This window comes from Silvania confinis, from assembly GCF_025564085.1.
Classification (GTDB): Bacteria; Pseudomonadota; Gammaproteobacteria; order Enterobacterales; family Enterobacteriaceae; genus Enterobacter; species Enterobacter confinis.
On record NZ_JAMGZJ010000074.1, the window covers coordinates 202,036 to 220,515 of the forward strand.

Annotated in this window: 16 protein-coding genes; 11 read left to right on the top strand and 5 right to left on the bottom strand. The window is 55.6% G+C overall.

Going from position 1 to position 18,480, the window contains the following annotated elements; genetic code table 11:
- Positions 1-133 precede the first annotated feature (133 nt).
- Both M8013_RS10840 and yahO read left to right on the top strand, forming a co-directional pair.
- Positions 134-1,066, top strand: a complete 933-nt coding sequence (locus tag M8013_RS10840) for a hypothetical protein (RefSeq protein ID WP_271267810.1) — start codon at positions 134-136, stop codon at positions 1,064-1,066.
- Positions 1,067-1,334: 268 nt separating this feature from the next.
- Positions 1,335-1,610, top strand: coding sequence for a DUF1471 family periplasmic protein YahO (gene yahO / locus M8013_RS10845; RefSeq protein WP_271267811.1), 276 nt, complete (start codon positions 1,335-1,337; stop codon positions 1,608-1,610).
- Between the two features lie 34 nt (positions 1,611-1,644).
- On the opposite strand, the gene M8013_RS10850 is transcribed toward yahO, so the two are convergent.
- From M8013_RS10850 to M8013_RS10860, 3 genes are all read right to left on the bottom strand, one after another.
- Entirely contained in the window at positions 1,645-2,484 is an 840-nt protein-coding gene (locus M8013_RS10850; protein ID WP_271267812.1) for an EAL domain-containing protein, read from the bottom strand.
- A 20-nt stretch (positions 2,485-2,504) separates the two neighbouring features.
- Positions 2,505-4,415, bottom strand: coding sequence for a methyl-accepting chemotaxis protein (locus M8013_RS10855; RefSeq protein WP_271267813.1), 1,911 nt, complete (start codon positions 4,413-4,415; stop codon positions 2,505-2,507).
- 122 nt (positions 4,416-4,537) lie between these two features.
- Positions 4,538-4,978 carry a winged helix-turn-helix domain-containing protein gene (locus tag M8013_RS10860; protein ID WP_271267814.1) on the bottom strand — a complete coding sequence of 147 codons (441 nt, stop codon included), beginning with the start codon at positions 4,976-4,978 and terminating at the stop codon, positions 4,538-4,540.
- Positions 4,979-5,442: 464 nt separating this feature from the next.
- On the opposite strand from M8013_RS10860, the gene M8013_RS10865 reads away from it, so the two are divergent.
- The 5 genes from M8013_RS10865 (at position 5,443) to pheP (ending at position 11,820) form a co-directional block, all read left to right on the top strand.
- A complete protein-coding gene (locus M8013_RS10865; RefSeq protein WP_271267815.1) occupies positions 5,443-6,240 on the top strand; it encodes a winged helix-turn-helix domain-containing protein in 798 nt (265 codons plus the stop codon).
- A complete protein-coding gene (locus M8013_RS10870; protein WP_271267816.1) occupies positions 6,224-6,691 on the top strand; it encodes a hypothetical protein in 468 nt (155 codons plus the stop codon). The genes M8013_RS10865 and M8013_RS10870 overlap by 17 nt, the downstream gene beginning before the upstream one ends.
- A gap of 284 nt (positions 6,692-6,975) precedes the next feature.
- Positions 6,976-8,061 carry a YncE family protein gene (locus M8013_RS10875; RefSeq protein WP_271267817.1) on the top strand — a complete coding sequence of 362 codons (1,086 nt, stop codon included), beginning with the start codon at positions 6,976-6,978 and terminating at the stop codon, positions 8,059-8,061.
- 67 nt (positions 8,062-8,128) lie between these two features.
- Positions 8,129-10,315: a TonB-dependent receptor gene (locus tag M8013_RS10880; RefSeq protein WP_271267818.1), complete on the top strand. Its 2,187-nt coding sequence runs from the start codon at positions 8,129-8,131 to the stop codon at positions 10,313-10,315.
- Between the two features lie 119 nt (positions 10,316-10,434).
- On the top strand, positions 10,435-11,820 hold the full coding sequence (gene pheP / locus M8013_RS10885) for a phenylalanine transporter (RefSeq protein WP_271267819.1): 1,386 nt from the start codon (positions 10,435-10,437) through the stop codon (positions 11,818-11,820).
- Positions 11,821-12,088: 268 nt separating this feature from the next.
- On the opposite strand, the gene M8013_RS10890 is transcribed toward pheP, so the two are convergent.
- Positions 12,089-12,388: a helix-turn-helix domain-containing protein gene (locus tag M8013_RS10890; RefSeq protein ID WP_271267820.1), complete on the bottom strand. Its 300-nt coding sequence runs from the start codon at positions 12,386-12,388 to the stop codon at positions 12,089-12,091.
- 350 nt (positions 12,389-12,738) lie between these two features.
- Between M8013_RS10890 and M8013_RS10895 the strand changes: the two genes are divergently transcribed.
- From M8013_RS10895 to M8013_RS10910, 4 genes are all read left to right on the top strand, one after another.
- On the top strand, positions 12,739-13,977 hold the full coding sequence (locus M8013_RS10895) for an MFS transporter (protein ID WP_271267821.1): 1,239 nt from the start codon (positions 12,739-12,741) through the stop codon (positions 13,975-13,977).
- Between the two features lie 14 nt (positions 13,978-13,991).
- Positions 13,992-15,017, top strand: coding sequence for a sugar phosphate isomerase/epimerase family protein (locus M8013_RS10900; protein ID WP_271267822.1), 1,026 nt, complete (start codon positions 13,992-13,994; stop codon positions 15,015-15,017).
- Positions 15,010-16,152 (top strand): Gfo/Idh/MocA family protein, encoded by a 1,143-nt coding sequence (locus M8013_RS10905; protein WP_271267823.1) that lies wholly within the window; start codon positions 15,010-15,012, stop codon positions 16,150-16,152. Before M8013_RS10900 ends, M8013_RS10905 begins: the two co-directional genes overlap by 8 nt.
- Positions 16,153-16,226: 74 nt before the next feature.
- The gene (locus tag M8013_RS10910; RefSeq protein WP_271267824.1) at positions 16,227-17,207 is read left to right on the top strand and encodes a LacI family DNA-binding transcriptional regulator; all 981 of its coding nucleotides are present in this window, start codon (positions 16,227-16,229) and stop codon (positions 17,205-17,207) included.
- Between the two features lies 1 nt (position 17,208).
- Here M8013_RS10910 and M8013_RS10915 read toward each other — a convergent pair whose 3' ends face one another.
- A complete protein-coding gene (locus tag M8013_RS10915; RefSeq protein ID WP_271267825.1) occupies positions 17,209-18,453 on the bottom strand; it encodes a mechanosensitive ion channel family protein in 1,245 nt (414 codons plus the stop codon).
- Positions 18,454-18,480: the final 27 nt, after the last annotated feature.

The following is an 18,480-nucleotide window of genomic DNA, read 5'->3' on the forward strand; positions in this document are numbered from 1 at the left end:
ATCACTCTTGCGGGAACCGCATCGTCCAAAAAATTAAAATCGCCATGGTGCAGTGAGACGCCTACAGCGTCTGTATAATGAGCGGGATCTGTTCGGGCAGGACAGAATAGCGGTGGACCCGTACCCAGAGGAAATGATGTCTGTTATTGCGCAATACCATATCGAGCAGCAGAGCGTCAGCACGCAGCCTGAGGCAACCCTGATCGCCCGCATGCCATCGGCGGGCGCGACCCAGACCAGCGTTCCCGCCTCTTTGTCGCAGATGAACAACAGCTTACAACCGATGATGACTCAGCCTGCGGCCAGCGCCCCGCATACCGCCGACACCCGTCCGGTATCGCCAGAAGCGACCCCCGCCACGCTCGATAAGTTGGATCAATTCGCCCGGTCGCAGGGCTGGAGTGAGCAGCAGATTGCTCTGATGGAACAGCCGTCCCGGCGCAAGAACGGCGGCACCAGCCAGCCCTGGTCGGCTCAGGGCGGCCCACTGGCGAGCCGCGAATGGGCATTTGCCGCGCTGAACACAAACTGGCTGCCGACTTCCCCGCAGCAGTCAGGCGGTATTCGCGGCATTCGCAATAACAACCCTGGCAACCTGGAGGCCAGCTGGGCTTTTAGCTGGCTGGGGCAGAATGGCACTGACGGACGTTTTGCCACCTTCACCTCGCCAGAACACGGGATCCGTGCCCTGGGGATGAATCTGCTTTCATATCAACGGCGTGGGCTGGACACCATCAGTAAAATCATCACCCGTTGGGCACCGCCGCAGGATAATAACAATACCCCCGCTTATATCCAGAAGGTCAGCAGCGCGTTAGGCGTGACGCCCGATACCCGACTGGACGTGGCTTCACCCTCTGTATTGAGCGCGCTGAGCAAAGCGATTATCCATCAGGAAAACGGGACGATTCCTTTTTCTGAAGAGGTGATTCACAACGGGGTGTTTTCGGCGCTGGGTCTGACGGATCTGTCCGGGAGTCAGCGGCCGGTATTAACCCTCCCCCCGGTTTCGGATGACGCTACCCAGGGCATAGTACCGACGCGACAGGAACATCGGCAAAAATAGAGTCGGCTGATTTAACACAAATATACACAGTGAGATAATAAGCCAGCGAATATTATCGCCTGTGCCTGATATAAGAGATATTAAATTGTCAGGGTCTGGATTGGTTTTTTTAACACTGTGTCCACAGCACATGATATATAACAATTTGATATATAATAAATCAGCCCCGGACGTGGATTTTTTTAACCTTTGTGATCATGCTAAATACACCTTGCTCACCGGAGTGAGGCAATTGTAGCTCGCCTGTTTTTTTACAAGGAGTCAGGTTATGAAAAAGACGATCGCCATTCTGCTGGGAACTGCTGTGCTGTTTACCTCTAACGTCTTCGCTGCTGAACTGCTTTCCCGCGAGGACTTTAAAAAAGTCGAAACGCAGTATGACAAAATCGGGACGGTATCGACCTCGAATCAAGTGGCGGCATCGGATGCGAAGAAAGAGCTGATTGAAAAAGCCGATCAAAAAGGCGCTGACGTGCTGGTGCTGACCTCAGGCCATACCGATAAGAAAATTCACGGTACTGCTGATATCTACAAGAAGAAATAATTCTGTTGCCACCCCTTTGCGGGGTGGCACCTGTTTAGCGTGTCGCGACCTGATAAATCAACTCACTGGCCGATAGCGGTTTGCTGAAATAAAATCCCTGCAGATAATCAATTCGTTTGCTGCGCAGATAGTTGGCCTGCGCTTCGGTTTCGACCCCTTCGGCAATAATTTTCAGACGCATGTTTTTCGCCAGATCAATCAGGCTGTCCACCAGCCGCGTATCGTCACTCACGCCTATCTGACTGACAAACTGCTTATCAATTTTAATAAATTCCGGGTTGAGGGCGGAAATATAGGCCAGGTTCGAATAGCCGGTGCCAAAGTCATCCAGCGCCAGCGAGATATCGGCCCGGCGCAGGGCGGCAAACCACTCATTGAGCTGCGGAGTAAAGTGCAGCGGGTGCCGCTCGGTGATCTCTACCACCACGTGACTCTGGTTGGCCTTAAGCTTGCGCACCATCTCGCGGGTATCGCATTCAAAGCGCGGATCGAGGCAGTTCTGGGCACTAATGTTGATACAGATATAGGTCCCGTGCGGGAAGCGGTGGATCTGATGCTGCAGATCCGTCACCACCTGCTCCATCAGCAGGTGGGTCAGAGGCACGATCAGATGGTGCTTTTCCGCCAGCGGAATAAAGACATCCGGCGAGACATAGCCGTAAAGCGGGTGACGCCAGCGGGCCAGCACCTCGATCCCGGCTATCTGCCCACTGCGGGCATCAATAAAGGGCTGGTAAAAAGGGGCGATCTGCCGCTGGGCAATCGCCGTACGCAGCGTATTGATCGGGGAGTGCAAGCGTCGGGAAAAACAGCGTGCTAACCCCGCGTTGATCCCCGAAAGCATCGTGTTCAGGTTTTTATATGACCGTTTCATCCCGCTACCCTCTGTGGACATCAAAATTTGACCCAGTCGCTCGACGAGTGAGAAGGGGCCTTTTTCGTGGATGCCGGGGCGCGGGCAGGGGCGCGTGGCGCTGCGCCCGGCACCTGGAAAATCGCCACCACCTGTTCCAACTGAACGGCCCGATCCTCCAGCGAACTGGCTGCCGCGGATGATTCTTCCACCAGCGCGGCGTTTTGCTGGGTGGTGGTGTCCATCTCGGTCATCGCCTGGGCAATTTGTGAAATCCCCCGGCTCTGTTCGTCGGTGGCGGCAGCAATCTCGCTCATGATGTCGCGCACCTGCGCCACGGAGGTCTCGATACGTGACATCGCTTCACCGGCACCGCTGACCAGGGTAAAGCCGTTGTCCACGTACACCACCGATTCGTTGATCAGGTTTTCGATCTCTTTTGCCGACTGGGCGCTGCGCTGGGCAAGGGTGCGCACTTCTGCGGCCACCACCGCAAAGCCTTTGCCCTGATCGCCCGCACGCGCGGCTTCGACGGCGGCGTTCAGCGCCAGGATATTGGTCTGGAAGGCGATGCTATTGATGACGGCGGTGATCTCAGAGATACGGTGCGAGCTGCTTCGCACATTCTTCATGGTATCGATCACCCTCTGCGAGATTTCACTGCCTTCGCTGGCATGCGCCGATGCCTCTTGTGCCAGCAGGCGTGCGTGGTTGGCGTTCTCGGCATTCAGCGCCACGGTGGAGGTGAGCTGTTCCATGCTGGCGGCAGTCTCGACCACGGCGGCGGACTGCTGCTCGGTGCGTGACGACAGATCCATATTCCCGGCGGCAATTTCGGATGCCGATCGCGCCACGCTTTCTACGCCGTCCCGCACGTCATAAATGATGCTTTTCAGATTCTCATTCATGGTAGCGACCGCCTGCATCAGCAGGCCCGGTTCATCCCGGCGGCGGCTGCTGAGATTACTGGTGAGATCGCCTTTAGCAATCTGCCCGGCCACCCGCAAGGTTTCATTCAGCGGACGGGTAATCGACAGGGTGATCCCCAGCGCCAGCAGAATGCCGGCAATAATGGCAATCGCGGCTACGGTAATCATCTGGATTTTCACTGCGCTTACCGTTTCGGTCACTTTCTCTTGCTGCAACATGAACAGTGACTGTATGGCTTTCGTTACTTCAATGGCTTGCGCAGCCATACGCTGCGAAAGTGCTGACTCTTCAGTCCAGCTTCGCTGGTAATTATCAATCCCAGAGGTGATGACTTTGATATCGTCAACACCCTTCAGGATCCAGGTTTTCTGATCGTCCGGCACGGCCTGCAGCAACAGACTGGAATCCGATAAGCCAACGGCTAATCGTTGGCGAAGATACTGTTCCATCTTATCGTTTGGTTGCGCCTTAAAAAGGCTCATCTGAGAATCAATATCGCTCATAATGAAGGCAACCTGGGCTGCAACCAGCGACTGCTCAGGGGGTAGGGTTCCGCTACGGCTGAGTTTGTCCGCAATCACTGAGTTCGCGCACAGTTCATCCGTGTTGAGCTTTGCTTCACTGCTGTGCATCCGACTGAGCGAATCTAAGAAGGGATCCTGAATGGTCACATAGTTATTGATGGCGGTTGCCGTGCGTTCCAGCGCCGCTTTGTTTTTATCAAACCAGGTAAATTGCTCAAGCCTGGCAATGGAACCTTGCATATGGGACGTGGCGGCCTTGACCTGATCGAGGTACTTTTTGTCAAACGTGAACTGATAGTTCAGACGACCGGTGCGCATTTCTGCCAGCGAGTTCGACAGATCCTCAACCAGACCGTTTTTCTTAACTTTGTCCTGAATGTTGATGAGCCCCAGCAAACCTGCCGACAGGATTGCAATCGAAAAAAGTAATACAGTGGCAAAACCAAAAAATAGCTTTTTATTGATTTTTAAATTTGCAAAGAAAGAGGTTATATTCATTTTTTTTATCCATTCCCGCCATGTTTTGCTATTGGGGGGTGTCCTTGTTTATCATCATTAAGGTATTGAGCTAAAAAAAAGCCCTTTGCACTCTGTGCGCAGGGCAAAGGCCTGGGTTGACATCACTCACTCAGACTATCTGTTTTCTCCTCTTTTTTAACTGGCTGAGTCGGGAGTTCACTCAGCCTATAATAAACGGGGGTGACGTTAGGGTAATTGATCATATACCCTCGGCCTTTCACGTTGCGGATGAAGTCATCCGGCAAACCGAGCAGGCTCAATTTTTTATTCAGGTTGTGTAACACTTGCCATAATCGCTGGGTGGAGGGCGATAAGTTATTTTCCTCCCAGATTTTTTCGAACAGTTCTTCTTTGGCAATAATCTTTCGCCGACCATGCTCCAGCAGATACAGAAATAACCGGAGCATGGTTTCATTAAAATAGATTGAGGCAAATGCCATGCTTTTTTCGGTGTGGCTGCCGGTGAGCCGATACAACCTGCGATTTGAAATATCAAAATGAATTTCTTCGCCGATCATAAAGCCATAGAGTCGATAACCCATTTCATTTATTCCTGCACGCTTTGATATTAGCCAACCACCCCGACAGTGCTGTCGTACATTTACCCACACCATTAATGTGGTGGATTATATGGCTGCTCTGAATGCTTTCCAATACACACCCCGGTGCGCTATAAGAAACCGGGTGCCAAACCCTTTATGGTTAGTTATTCGTTTATGTAATCCATATTTTCAGCATAAAAATCTGCCATTTATTTGCTTTATGCTGCTATATGCCAGATTCGGGTGATGAAACCATGCATCAATATAAAATGGCGAATTTGCGCGTAATGCTGGCATTTCACGCTGATGATAAGCGGTGTGTGAGGGTCTGATGCAGCATGGCCGCTTTCGCTGTCTTCACAATGCGTTCTGGTGGGCGAAAAGAGGAGTGAAGTTATATGATTTATACTGAATCAGAAGTTTGACGAAGCGTATCCCTTTGAAATGTAGCCTGTGGTCATGACATGAAGACTGTTTTTCTGATTAACGAGACGGTGCTGTTCGAACCCGATGCGCGACGGGTGTGCTCCCGGGCCCATTACCCGGAGCGCGCAGTGATCCTGCATGGTCCGGTGAGTGAGTGCCTGCTTCAACTCCTTGAACACAATGACCAGCTGCTGACCCAGCGTTATCTGTTTGCCACGGTGTGGGAAAAGCAGGGCGCGGTGGTGACCACCAATGCGCTGTATCAAACTATCGCCTCGATCCGCAAAGCGCTGAAAAGTGCCGGGCTGGAGGACAATGTCATTATCACCGTGCCCAAAGCGGGCTTTAAATCCGTCGCGCAGCTGCGCACCGGCAGCGCAGATGCCTTTGTTGAGCGGCATAAAACGGTGCAACCACTCACTTTACCAGACGAATCTATTGTAGAGCGGAAACCGGTTGCAACGCCGTTGGTATCGGGTTTCTGGACCTCCCGCCGGGCGTACGGGCTGGCTGCGGGACTATTTTTACTCTCCTGTAGCGTGCTGTTTATTACGCTTCGACAGGGAGAGTCTGTATTTGCCCACTATCCGTTAATCGGCAACAGCAACGGCTGCGAGGTGTATTCTTCCTGGCATGATAAAGAGAAAAGCCGCAGCATCCTGGAGGCGCTGTCGCAACGCTTTCCGCTGCCCTGTAAACGCGGGGATGTGGCGTATCTGACCCTGAACCAGACGCAGCAGGGAATATCGGTGATTATCTGCGATCAGATACCGGAAAACAGCGCCGCCCGCTGTCAGTCTATTTTTTACCGGCAGCCCTATGATGAAAATGAATAAATTAACCGCGCGTTGGATGCTAACTGGAATAGCCATTATTACCCCGGTGCTGGCGGCGGGGTATATTCATCATCAGCGTGATGATTTTAGCTGTGAATCCAGGGTCACGGTTGTAGATAAACATGACTATGTCGATGTTCTGGTGAGCTTTTCATTTCACGATGGCAAAGGTCTTTACCAGGCCTCGGGCGAAGACAATAAACCCAATCAACCGCCCGTTGCGGTCAGTAATAATGTGATGTTTGATTACTGGCGTGAAGACGGGCGGATGATTATGGTCTCCAGTGAAACCAACGAATTACCCAAAGTTACCCTGCCGTTTAGAGTAAATATCCCCGATTTCTTTCGTCATCGGGAGCGTGGATTAAGAATGCAGGTCGTTCCCGCTAATTCCTCCAGCTATTATTTTATCTACAACAATTCCCCCGTTTTCTATTGCAGCAAAGGGTAATAAGGCGCAGCAGACGTCTGCTTTCGTTCGCTTTTTTTACCTTGTTGCGCATATTTACACTTGATCACAGATTCATAATGAGTATAGTTCTCATTCTCTTTAGTGTTTGCGGGCGCGCAAGGATATTTCCCGCAAGTTGAGTGAGCGTCGATCTCACACGGAACACAGAGTGTTAACGGTGGACGCTAATGGCCTGATGGCCTCATATCACAACCCTAATCGCAACGCATAAGCGGCGCAGGCGTCCTCCTCAAATTCGATTTGCACGGTAAAGGATGTTCCTGATGACCAAAAAATTGTCCGCCCTGGCGCTGCTCGTCGCCGTCTCCCTGAGCGGCTGCGCTGCCCATAACACGGCGACAACCACGCCTGCTGCTGACGCGCCAAAACCGGCAACCGCCCCTGCGCAAACCAACCTCGTGCAGCGCGATCTCGCCGATGGCTTGTATGAAATGGTATTGAGCCCGAAAGGCGATGCACTGTACGTGGCCAGCTCAGAAGGCTTTAAGGACGTGCAGGGCGGGGTGGTCTACAAGCTTGACCCGACCACGCTGAAAACCCTGGGCCGCAGCCATACGGATCTGAAAAACTTTGCCCTCGCCATCTCCCCGGACGGCAGCACCGTGTATGCCACTAACTCGCTCGACGGTGGGATCAGTGCGATCAGCACCGCGGATGGCAAAGTCAAACAGCGCCTGCTGTTTACCGAACGCAATAAAGAAGGTTATCCGTACGGTGCGCGTCAGGTGCTGCTGCATAACGACGTGCTCTACATCGGCGGCGTCGCCGATCCGGCGGTCATCTGGGTGGTGGATGCGAAAACGCTGAAACTGAAAAAGACCATCAAAAACGCCGGCCAGTGGGTTACCGGCCTGCTGTGGTCTGAGACAACTCAGCGCATTTACGTCGCCAACGGCGGCGGTGAAATCCTGGTGCTGGATCCCCGCAGTAATCGCATCGAAAAACGCTGGAAGCCGCTTGGCGACAAACCGGCGCTGCTGCTGAACCTGGCAGAAGACAAAGCCACCGGCCGCCTGTTCGTGACCGACACCTCCAAAGCGAAAACCACCCTGGTGCTGGATATCCGTACCGGTGAAGTGATTAAGCAGCTGGATATCGGCGACTCAATGGCGGTGAAATTCAACCCGGTGCGTAACGAGCTGTACGTCACCCAGCGCGAAAGCGGAAAAGTGCTGAGCCTCGACGCCACCACCTTTGCCGTGAAGCAGAGCTGGGATCTGCCGCCGAACCCGAACAGCCTACAGCTGTCGGCCGATGGCCAGACCCTGTACGTCACCGTTAAGCAGGCGTTCAACAAAGATCACTCCACCAACGGGCCGGACAGCGTAGTGCGTATCGCCCTGAAATAATCTTATTACTTATAAATATTTAGGCCCGGTAACGGGCCATTTTGCGCAGATTTTGAACGAGTTGATCATGAACAACACCAGAATAATGAACAAAACGCTGCTGGCGCTCGCCATCGGTGCCATTACCCATTCCGCCATGGCGGCAGAGAACAAAAAAGAAGACACCATTGTGGTGCAGACCGCTGCGGCCAGCGATTTCAAACCCGGCGGTGACCAGCTGGTGCCGGCCTTCCTTGACGGACAGGTGGCGAACGGCGGGCGGATGGGGATGCTCGGTCAGCAAAATGCAATGGACGTGCCGTTTAACATCATCAGCTACACCTCCAAGCTGGTGGAAGATCAGCAGGCGCGCACCATCGCCGACGTGGTGGCGAACGATGCGGGCGTACAGTCCGTGCAGGGCTACGGCAACAGCGCAGAAAGCTTCCGTATTCGCGGCCTGAAGTTTGATGGCGATGACATGACCTTCGGCGGCTTGTCCGGCGTGCTGCCGCGTCAGGTGGTTGACGCTCAGATGGTGGATCGCATTGAGATCTTCAAAGGTGCTAACTCCCTGATGAACGGTGCGGCCAGCTCCGGCGTCGGTGGGATGATCAACCTCGAGCCGAAACACGCGGGGGCCACCCCGCAGGCGAAGGTCGGCGTTGATTACACCTCGGAGTCGCAGATTGGTACTACCCTGGATGCCGGTCGTCGCTTTGGCGACAGCGACCAGTTCGGCGCGCGCGTTAACGTGGTTCACCGCGAAGGTGAAGCCCCGGTCGAAAACGATCGCCGCCGCACCACGCTGCTCTCCACCGGCCTCGATTACGCGGGTGAAGACTTCCGTACCTCCGTGGACATGGGCTATCAAAAGAAAACCTTCCACGGCTCAGAGACCGGGGTCAACGTTGCCGGGGTTAACTTCGTGCCAGAGCCGCCGAAAAACGATCGCAACTACAACCAGAAATGGGCTTACAGCAATATCGAAAACGAATTCGGCATGTGGCGCAGCGAGTACGACATCAACGACAGCTGGACCGCTTACACCGGACTTGGCGCGCAGCACGCCCATGAAGAGGGGCTGTACAGCGGCGCGAAGCTGGTTGACGCCAGCGGCAAAGCTACCGCCACTCGGCTGGATACCAACCGTATCAGCGACAGCGTGAGCGGCATGGCGGGCATTCGCGGTAACTTTGATACCGGTTTTGTCTCGCACAAAGTTAACGTCGGCTATTCGGCGATGACCAAAAACGAGAAAATCGCCTGGAAGATGTCAGCGGCCGCCAACAACCCGGTAACCAACATCTACCACAACACCGGCGTCAATGCCCCACCGAGCACCAACTCCAACGGCGCGGGCGGTAACTACAGCGATCCGCTGACCAGCGGCCGCACCCGTACCCAGGGCTGGCTGTTGAGCGACACCCTCGGCGTGCTGGATGACAGCCTGCTGTTCACCGCCGGTGCCCGTCATCAGAAAGTGGTGATCCGCGGTTATAACAAAGTTACCGGCCTGGAAAACGCGGGCGACAGCTTCGACGGCGACCGCTGGATGCCAACCTACGGCGTGGTCTACAAGCCGTGGGAGCAGCTGTCTCTGTACGCGAACCACACCGAAGCGCTGCAGCCGGGCAAAACCGCGCCAAACACCGCCACCAACTATGGCCAGAGCACCGGGATCGTCCACTCTAAGCAAAATGAAGTGGGCCTGAAGGCTGATTTTGGTCGCGTCGGCGGCTCGCTGGCGTTGTTCGAAATCAAAATGCCAACCCCGATCCTCGACAGCAACAAACATTACGGTCTGGATGCCGAGCAGCGTAACCGCGGCGTGGAGTTGAACATCTTCGGCGAGCCGATGCTGGGCCTGCGTCTGAACGCCAGCGCCACCTGGCTGCAGGCGGAGCTGACCAAAACCAAAGATGGGATCAACCAGGGCAATGACGCGATTGGCGTGCCGAACTTCTACGCCGTACTGGGCGCGGAGTACGACATCAAGCCGATTGACGGCCTGACCGCCACCGCCCGCGTGAACCACTCCGGTTCCCAGTATGCGGACCTGACCAACAGCAAAAAGCTGGACAGCTACACCACCCTGGATCTGGGCATGCGTTACCGCTTCGCGGTCAACAATAACCAGAACCAGATGACCGTTCGCGCCGGTATTGAGAACCTTACCGATGAGAACTACTGGTCAAGCGTAGACGACAGCGGCACTTACCTGTTCCAGGGTGAGCCGCGTACCGTTAAGGTTTCCGTCGGCTACGAGTTCTGAGTTCGACCCTCGTTATCCGGGGCAAGGATGCCCCACCTACATCCCCGCGCCTTTACTTGCTACCACCTGGCTGAAGTGTTAAAAGGTGCCCCTTCCATAGAAAGAGACAGGGGTCAGACGTGAAAAACGCGTCATCCGCTTCAGACAACGGTGTTGCTGAAGCCTCGTCGGAACAGATTCCGACGCTGCATCGTGGTTTACAAAACCGACATATTCAACTTATCGCCCTCGGTGGCGCTATCGGCACCGGGCTGTTCCTCGGCATCGGGCCTGCCATTCAGATGGCCGGGCCTGCGGTGCTGCTGGGCTACGCCATTGCGGGCGTTATTGCGTTTCTGATCATGCGCCAGCTCGGCGAGATGGTGGTTGAAGAGCCGGTATCAGGCTCCTTCGCCCATTTTGCCTACAAATACTGGGGGCCGTTCGCCGGCTTCCTCTCCGGCTGGAACTACTGGGTGATGTTCGTGCTGGTGGGAATGGCAGAGCTGACCGCTGCGGGCATCTACATGCAGTACTGGCTGCCGGACGTGCCGACCTGGATTTGGGCGGCGGTATTTTTCATCATTATTAACGCCGTTAATCTGGTGAACGTGCGCCTGTACGGTGAGACCGAGTTCTGGTTTGCGCTGATCAAAGTGCTGGCGATAATCGGCATGATCGGCTTCGGCCTGTGGCTGCTGTTCTCCGGCAACGGCGGCGAGCGCGCCAGCGTCGACAACCTGTGGAAGCACGGCGGGTTCCTGGCCACCGGCTGGAAAGGGCTGGTGCTGTCGCTGGCGGTGATCATGTTCTCGTTCGGTGGACTGGAGCTTATCGGCATCACCGCCGCCGAAGCGCAGGACCCGCATAAAAGCATCCCGAAAGCGGTCAATCAGGTGGTGTACCGTATTCTGCTGTTTTACATCGGCTCGCTGGTGGTGCTGCTGGCGCTTTATCCGTGGGTGGACGTGAAATCGGACAGCAGTCCGTTTGTGATGATTTTCCACGATATGAACAGCAACCTGGTGGCATCTGCGCTGAACTTTGTCATTCTGGTGGCGTCCCTGTCGGTATATAACAGCGGCGTGTACTCCAACAGCCGGATGCTGTTTGGCCTGTCCGTGCAAGGCAATGCGCCGAAGTTCCTGACCCGCATCAGCCGACGCGGCGTGCCGGTGAATTCGCTGCTGCTGTCCGGCGGGATCACTTCGCTGGTGGTGCTGGTTAACTACCTGCTGCCGCACGAGGCCTTTGGCCTGCTGATGGCGCTGGTGGTCGCAACCCTGCTGCTGAACTGGATCATGATCTGCCTGGCGCACCTGCGTTTTCGCGCGGCGATGCGGCGCAAAGGGCGCGAAACGCAGTTCAAAGCGCTGCTCTACCCGGCGGGTAACTACATCTGTATCGCCTTCCTGGCGATGATCCTGGTGCTCATGTGCACCATGGACGGGATGCGTACCTCGGCGATCCTGTTGCCGGTGTGGATTGTGTTCCTGTTTGCCGCGTTTAAGCTGTCACGGAAATAAAAGCAAAACGGCAACGACGTTGCCGTTTTTAGTGTGTACGCCCTCTCAAGGTGAATGCAAAAAGCAACGGTAGTTGCTTTTTTATTGTTTGCTCCCTCTCCCTGTGGGAGAGGGCCGGGGTGAGGGCATCAGGCCGCACAATCCCGCACAATCCTCTGTTTGCCCGGCGGCGCTGCGCTTGCACGGGCCTACAAAACCAAACGTAGGACGGGTAAGGCGAAGCCGCCACCCGGCAGAGAAGCGAGCGCAATCCCCTATAAACCCTCTGTTAAAAATGAAACGCAACGCGCTTCCCGGTCGGCAGGGTGACGTCAATACTCACTTCGCCCCCCAGGGCTTTTACATAGCGCTTCAACGTAGAAAGGCGTGGGTCATTATCCGGCTGCTCTATCTTTGCTACGTTAGGTTGTTTTACCCCCATTGCTGTAGCAAGCTCCGTTTGTGATATGTTGAGCTCTTCGCGAAGTTGGTTTAATGCCACGATAATACGCAACTCTTCCACTTTCGCGGCAATCCGCTCTTTACTCTCTTCACTCTGCTGGGCCATCAGTTCTTTTAACGTAGCCATGAGGCCTCCTTAGATGCCAGATACTTGCTGAACTCAGCGTCAGCAAGGTTGATCATTTGCTTGTAGAAACGCTTTTCAACTTTTCCTGTTTTATTGCCAGCCGTTGTTTCGACTTCCCATATAATGATGTCCTTATAGCCAAAAGGCTATATCCGCAAGTCTGTAAGCCTGCATTCTGCTGTGGGCCGGGTCAGGCGAAGCCGCCACCCACCCCTTTCCGCCCCGAATTTCATCTTTATCGTGATCGCCTTCCCAGATCTCACTCAACTCACAGGATCTTTGTTTTGTAATCGATTACTTTCTGTCTGATACGTTTTGTAATCGATTACTTTTTAAGGGTGGGGATCAACATGGTGTCAACAACTGAAGGTAGTGGAAAGGTGATGGGGCAGCATCGGCTGCTGGTTCCGCGCCTCTCTCTGATGATGTTCCTGCAATTTTTTATCTGGGGTAGCTGGTCTGTTACGCTCGGTCTGGTGATGACCCAGCACAACATGTCTCTGCTTATCGGCGATGCGTTCTCGGCGGGGCCAATTGCTTCGATTCTGTCGCCGTTCGTCCTCGGCATGCTGGTGGACCGCTTCTTTGCCTCGCAAAAGGTGATGGCGGTGATGCACCTGGCAGGCGCGGCAATCCTGTGGTTTGTCCCGGGCGCGTTGATTGCTGAAAACGGAGCCCTGCTGATTGGCCTGCTGTTTGGCTACACGCTCTGCTATATGCCGACCCTGGCGCTGACCAACAACATCGCCTTCCACAGCCTGGCGAACGTCGACAAGACCTTCCCGGTGGTGCGCGTGTTTGGCACCATCGGCTGGATTGTGGCCGGGATCTTTATCGGTGTTACCGGCGTGGCCTCCAGTGTCACCATCTTCCAGGTGGCGGCGGCAAGCTCGGTGATCCTCGCCATCTATAGTCTGACCCTGCCACACACGCCAGCCCCGGCCAAAGGCCTGCCGGTGAAAATGCGCGATCTGTTCTGCGCCGACGCCTTTGCCCTGCTGAAGACCCGTCACTTCTTCATCTTCTGTATGTGCGCCATGCTGATTTCAGTTCCGCTGGGCACCTACTACGCCTACACCGCGTCGTACCTGGCGGATGCCGGTATCGCGGATGTCAGTACTGCGATGTCGTTCGGTCAGATGTCTGAAATCTTCTTCATGCTGGTGATCCCGCTGCTGTTCCGCCGCTTGGGCGTGAAGTACATGCTGCTGATCGGCATGCTGGCGTGGTTTGTCCGTTACGCGATGTTTGCCATGGGCGTCAGTGAAGAGGGCCGCGTGCTGCTGTATCTCGGCATCCTGCTGCACGGCGTCTGCTACGACTTCTTCTTTGTGGTGGGCTTTATCTATACCGACCGCGTGGCGGGCGACAAGGTGAAAGGTCAGGCACAGAGCATGATCGTGATGTTCACCTACGGCATCGGTATGCTGCTGGGTTCGCAAATTTCTGGTGCGCTCTACAACCGCCTGGTGGCGGGGCAGCCTGTGCCTGAAGCCTGGGTCACCTTCTGGTGGATCCCGGCGGTGGCGGCTGCAGTTATCGCACTTGTTTTCCTTGTTTCGTTCAAATATGAAGATGACAAGGCGTAATGTCTGGAGGTGGTATGAGGACAATTAAAGGTCCGGGTATTTTTCTGACGCAGTTCATCGGGGGGGAAGCACCTTTCAATACCCTCGAGGGGCTGGCAGGCTGGGCAGCGGAAAAGGGCTACAAAGCCCTGCAAATTCCCTGCAACCATAAAGCGATTTTCGACGTAGAGCGGGCGGCCGAAAGCCAGGCCTACTGCGATGAAATAAACGCCACGCTGGCGGCGCACGGGCTGGTCATCAGCGAGCTGTCTACGCATCTTGAAGGGCAGCTGGTTGCCGTACACCCGACCTACGACGAGGCCTTTGATAACTTTGCGCCTCAGGCGGTACGCGGCAATGCCGCCGCCCGCCAGGCCTGGGCTGTCGATATCATCAAAAAAGCGGCCGTGGCATCGGCAAGGCTCGGCTTAACCGCCCATGCGACCTTCTCCGGGTCGCTGGCCTGGCCGTTTATCTATCCCTGGCCGCCGCACAACGAGGCGCGCTTTGAAGAGGCCTTTGGCGAGCTGGCCCGTCGCTGGCGGCCGATTCTGGACGCCTTCGACGAGCAGGGGGTTAACGTCTGTTTTGAGCTGCATCCGGGTGAAGATCTGCACGATGGCGTGACCTTTGAGCGTTTTCTGGCGTTGGTGGACAACCACCCGCGCTGCAATATTCTGTTTGATCCCAGCCATCTATTGCTCCAGCAGATGGATTACCTGGCGTTTATCGATCACTACCACACCCGCATCAAAGCGTTTCACGTTAAAGATGCCGAATACCGCGCCAACGGGCGCAGCGGCGTGTTCGGCGGGTATCAAAACTGGATTAACCGCGCCGGGCGCTTCCGCTCGCCGGGCGACGGGCAGGTGGATTTCAAGGGTATTTTCAGCAAGCTCACCCAGTACGACTACGACGGCTGGGCGGTGCTGGAGTGGGAGTGCTGCATGAAGGATGGCGACACCGGCGCGCGGGAAGGACGGGAATTTATCTCTCGCCACATTATCCCGGTTTCCTCCCGGGCGTTCGATGATTTTGCCGCAGGAGAACTTCATGATTAACGTCGGTATTATCGGCAGCGGCTTTATTGGACCGGCGCATATCGAAGCTCTGCGCCGTCTGGGGTTTGTTCAGGTCGTCGCCCTGTGCGACGGCTCGCAGGAATTAGCCGAAGCGAAAGCCAAAGAATTAAACATTCCCCATGCCTATGGCAGCGTCGACGCGCTGCTGGCGCACCCGGATCTGCACGTGGTGCATAACTGCACCCCGAACCATCTGCATGCGGAGATCAATCGCCAGATCCTGCGCGCCGGGAAGCATGTGTTCTCGGAAAAACCGCTGTGCATGACCCCGGAAGAGGCGCGTGAGCTGGTGGCGCTGGCGGAGCAGGCGGGGGTGATCCACGGCGTGAGCTTTGTCTATCGTCAGTTTGCGATGGTGCGCCAGGCGGCCAGTATGCTGGAAGCGGGTAGTCTTGGACGTTTGTTTGCCGCCCACGGCAGCTATCTGCAGGACTGGATGCTGCTGGAAACCGACTATAACTGGCGAGTGGATGCCGCGCTCGGCGGAGCATCGCGGGCGGTGGCGGACATCGGTTCCCACTGGTGCGACACCATCCAGTTTATTACCGGACGCCGCATTACCGCGGTGATGGCCGATCTTTCCATCGTCTGGCCGACCCGCAAGTCGAACGTCGCCGGGAATCAGACCTTTGGCCAGGCACAGGAGGCGGTGTACGAAGATAAGCCCGTCAGCACCGAGGACTTTGGTTCGGTACTGTTCCGCTTTGACGACGGCAGCAAAGGCAGCTTTAACGTCTCGCAGGTCAGCGCCGGGCGTAAAAACCGCCTGAGCCTGGAAGTGAACGGCAGTGAGGCCTCCGTGGCCTGGGATCAGGAAGTGCCCCAGCAGCTGTGGGTGGGTCATCGTGCCCAGCCGAATCAGACTCTGACTGACGATCCGGGCCTGATGAACCGCGACGTCGCCAGCAGCGCCCACTTCCCCGGTGGGCATATTGAAGGCTGGCCCGATGCCTTCAAAAACATGATGGCCCAGTTTTATCAGGCGGTGCAGGCCGGTAAAATGCCGGAGAAACCCGTTTTCGCCACCTTCCACGACGGTGCGGATGTGATGTATATCATTGATGCAATAGTGAAAAGTCATCAGCAGCAGGGCTGGGTGAGCATCGACCGTTAACCCGTTGCCCGGTACGCCGGGCAGCGAATTTATGGTAGCCTGCTCAGAACGCTCATTGCAGGATTACAGTCGCTATGTCCATTCAGAAAATCGCCCAGCTTGCGGGCGTCTCGGTGGCGACGGTATCGCGCGTGTTGAATAACAGCGATACCGTCAAAGCCAAAAACCGCGATCGCGTCTTGCAGGCCATCAAAGAGGCCAATTACCAGCCCAACCTGCTGGCTCGTCAGCTGCGCACGGCGCGCAGCTCCATGATTCTGGTGATGGTGTCCAACATCGCCAACCCGTTCTGCGCCGAAGTGGTCAAAGGCATTGAAGAGCAGGCGGAGAAAAATGGCTATCGCATTCTGCTGTGCAACTCCAGCTCGGACATCGAACGCTCCCGCTCCGGCCTGAGCCTGCTGTCCGGCAAAATGGTTGACGGCATTATCACCATGGACGCTTTTTCCCGCCTGAACGAACTGGCGACGCTGATTGGCGATGCGCCCTGGGTGCAGTGTGCTGAATACGCCGACGCCGGGGCGGTGTCCTGCGTCGGCATCAACGACATCGATGCCGCCCAGCATGTGGTCAGCCGCCTCGCCGACGCTGGCCGCCAGCGCATTGCGCTGATTAACCACGACCTGAGCTATAAATATTCCCGCCTGCGCGAGCGCGGCTACAAGAGCGTGGTGCATCTGCGCGATTTTGCTTATCAGGCGGTGCAGTACGCCAGCGACCTGAGCGCCGCTGCGGGGATGGCGGCGATGAGCAAACTGCTGGCCGCTGAGCCGCGTCCGGATGCGGTATTTGCCGTGTCGGATATACTGGCCGCCGGGGCGTTGCGCGCCATCGAGCAGGCCGGCCTGCGGGTGCCGGAGGATATTGCGGTCGTCGGATTTGACGGTACGGAACTGGCCGGGCTGGTTTCACCGCCGCTCAGCACCATTGAACAGCCGTCGCGGGATATCGGACGTAAAGCGGTGGATTTACTGCTGAATAAAATCGATAACCCCGATGCGCCCACCGAACGGGTGATGATGAGCTGGCGCTATATCGAACGCGCCAGCTCCTGAGTTATTTCGCCAGCACGCCGGCCAGGGAGCGAATATCGTTTCCGGTCGGGGTCTGGTGAATGCGCAGACCAAATTCATCGATCACCGCAAAAATATGATCGAAGATATCGGCCTGAATTCCTTCATATTCCGCCCAGATAACCGTATTGGTAAACGCATATATTTCTATCGGCAAACCGTTGGTATCCGGCGCAAGCTGACGCACCATTAAGGTCATATCGTTGCGGATCCGTGGATGGTTGCGCAGATATTCATTCAGGTACGCGCGGAAGGTGCCAATATTGGTCATCTTACGCAGATTCAGCGTCGATTCGCCTTCACCATTCTGCTGATTCCACAGGGTGATTTCTTCATGCCGCGCCGCCATATACGGCTTTAGCAGCCGGGCCTGAATCAGGTGCTGCTGCTCATCGGCATCAAGAAAATGAATGCTGGTGCTATCAATGTTCAGGCTGCGTTTAATGCGCCGCCCGCCCGAGGCCGACATGCCGCTCCAGTTGATAAAGGCATCGGACACCAGCGCCCAGGTGGGAATAGTGGTGATGGTGTTATCGAAGTTGCGCACCTTAACGGTGGTCAGGCCGATATCCGTCACCGTGCCGTTGGCACCGTATTTGGGCATTTCCAGCCAGTCGCCGAGCTTGAGCATGTCGTTGGCGGAGAGCTGGATCCCGGCCACTAAGCCGAGTATCGGGTCTTTAAACACCAGCATCAGCACGGCGGCCATCGCCCCCAGGCCGCTGATCAGAATGGCGGGGGACTGACCAATCAACAGGGAGATAATCAGAATCCCCGCCAGAATGGCGCTCACCAGTTTGATGCCCTGGAAAATCCCCTTCAGCGGCAGCTGCGAGGCGGTGGCCATTTTTTGCGACAGGTTGAAAATCACGTCCAGCAGCGAGAAGAATGCAAGCAGGGCGTAAATCATCACCCACAGCTTGGCGCAGGTGGCCAGTATATTCGCCGCGTCGCTGCCCGTTTGCAGCCACAGTACCGCCTGAACGTTGACGATAATCCCCTGCAGGGTAAAGGCCAGACGGTGAAATAACTTATTCTGGGTAATAATCTGTAGCCATAAATGGCTACTGGCCTGCGCGCGTTTCTCAAAAGCACGCAGCACGATTTTGTGTAAAATAAAATGAATAATGAGCGCGGTAAGAAAAATAATACCAAAGATAATCACAAGCGATGTTGTGTGGTTAATTTCAATGCCTGACTCTTCTAACTGGGCGATTAATTCCTGCATAACGTCTCCTGTATTGATGCAGCCGCC

Excerpts from the sequence above, each read along its gene's own strand:
- M8013_RS10840 (WP_271267810.1), top strand. The coding sequence starts at position 134 with ATGATGTCTGTTATTGCGCAATACCATATCGAGCAGCAGAGCGTCAGC.
- yahO (WP_271267811.1), top strand. The coding sequence starts at position 1,335 with ATGAAAAAGACGATCGCCATTCTGCTGGGAACTGCTGTGCTGTTTACC.
- M8013_RS10850 (WP_271267812.1), bottom strand. The coding sequence starts at position 2,484 with ATGAAACGGTCATATAAAAACCTGAACACGATGCTTTCGGGGATCAAC.
- M8013_RS10855 (WP_271267813.1), bottom strand. The coding sequence starts at position 4,415 with ATGAATATAACCTCTTTCTTTGCAAATTTAAAAATCAATAAAAAGCTA.
- M8013_RS10860 (WP_271267814.1), bottom strand. The coding sequence starts at position 4,978 with ATGGGTTATCGACTCTATGGCTTTATGATCGGCGAAGAAATTCATTTT.
- M8013_RS10865 (WP_271267815.1), top strand. The coding sequence starts at position 5,443 with ATGAAGACTGTTTTTCTGATTAACGAGACGGTGCTGTTCGAACCCGAT.
- M8013_RS10870 (WP_271267816.1), top strand. The coding sequence starts at position 6,224 with ATGATGAAAATGAATAAATTAACCGCGCGTTGGATGCTAACTGGAATA.
- M8013_RS10875 (WP_271267817.1), top strand. The coding sequence starts at position 6,976 with ATGACCAAAAAATTGTCCGCCCTGGCGCTGCTCGTCGCCGTCTCCCTG.
- M8013_RS10880 (WP_271267818.1), top strand. The coding sequence starts at position 8,129 with ATGAACAACACCAGAATAATGAACAAAACGCTGCTGGCGCTCGCCATC.
- M8013_RS10890 (WP_271267820.1), bottom strand. The coding sequence starts at position 12,388 with ATGGCTACGTTAAAAGAACTGATGGCCCAGCAGAGTGAAGAGAGTAAA.
- M8013_RS10895 (WP_271267821.1), top strand. The coding sequence starts at position 12,739 with ATGGTGTCAACAACTGAAGGTAGTGGAAAGGTGATGGGGCAGCATCGG.
- M8013_RS10900 (WP_271267822.1), top strand. The coding sequence starts at position 13,992 with ATGAGGACAATTAAAGGTCCGGGTATTTTTCTGACGCAGTTCATCGGG.
- M8013_RS10905 (WP_271267823.1), top strand. The coding sequence starts at position 15,010 with ATGATTAACGTCGGTATTATCGGCAGCGGCTTTATTGGACCGGCGCAT.
- M8013_RS10910 (WP_271267824.1), top strand. The coding sequence starts at position 16,227 with ATGTCCATTCAGAAAATCGCCCAGCTTGCGGGCGTCTCGGTGGCGACG.
- M8013_RS10915 (WP_271267825.1), bottom strand. The coding sequence starts at position 18,453 with ATGCAGGAATTAATCGCCCAGTTAGAAGAGTCAGGCATTGAAATTAAC.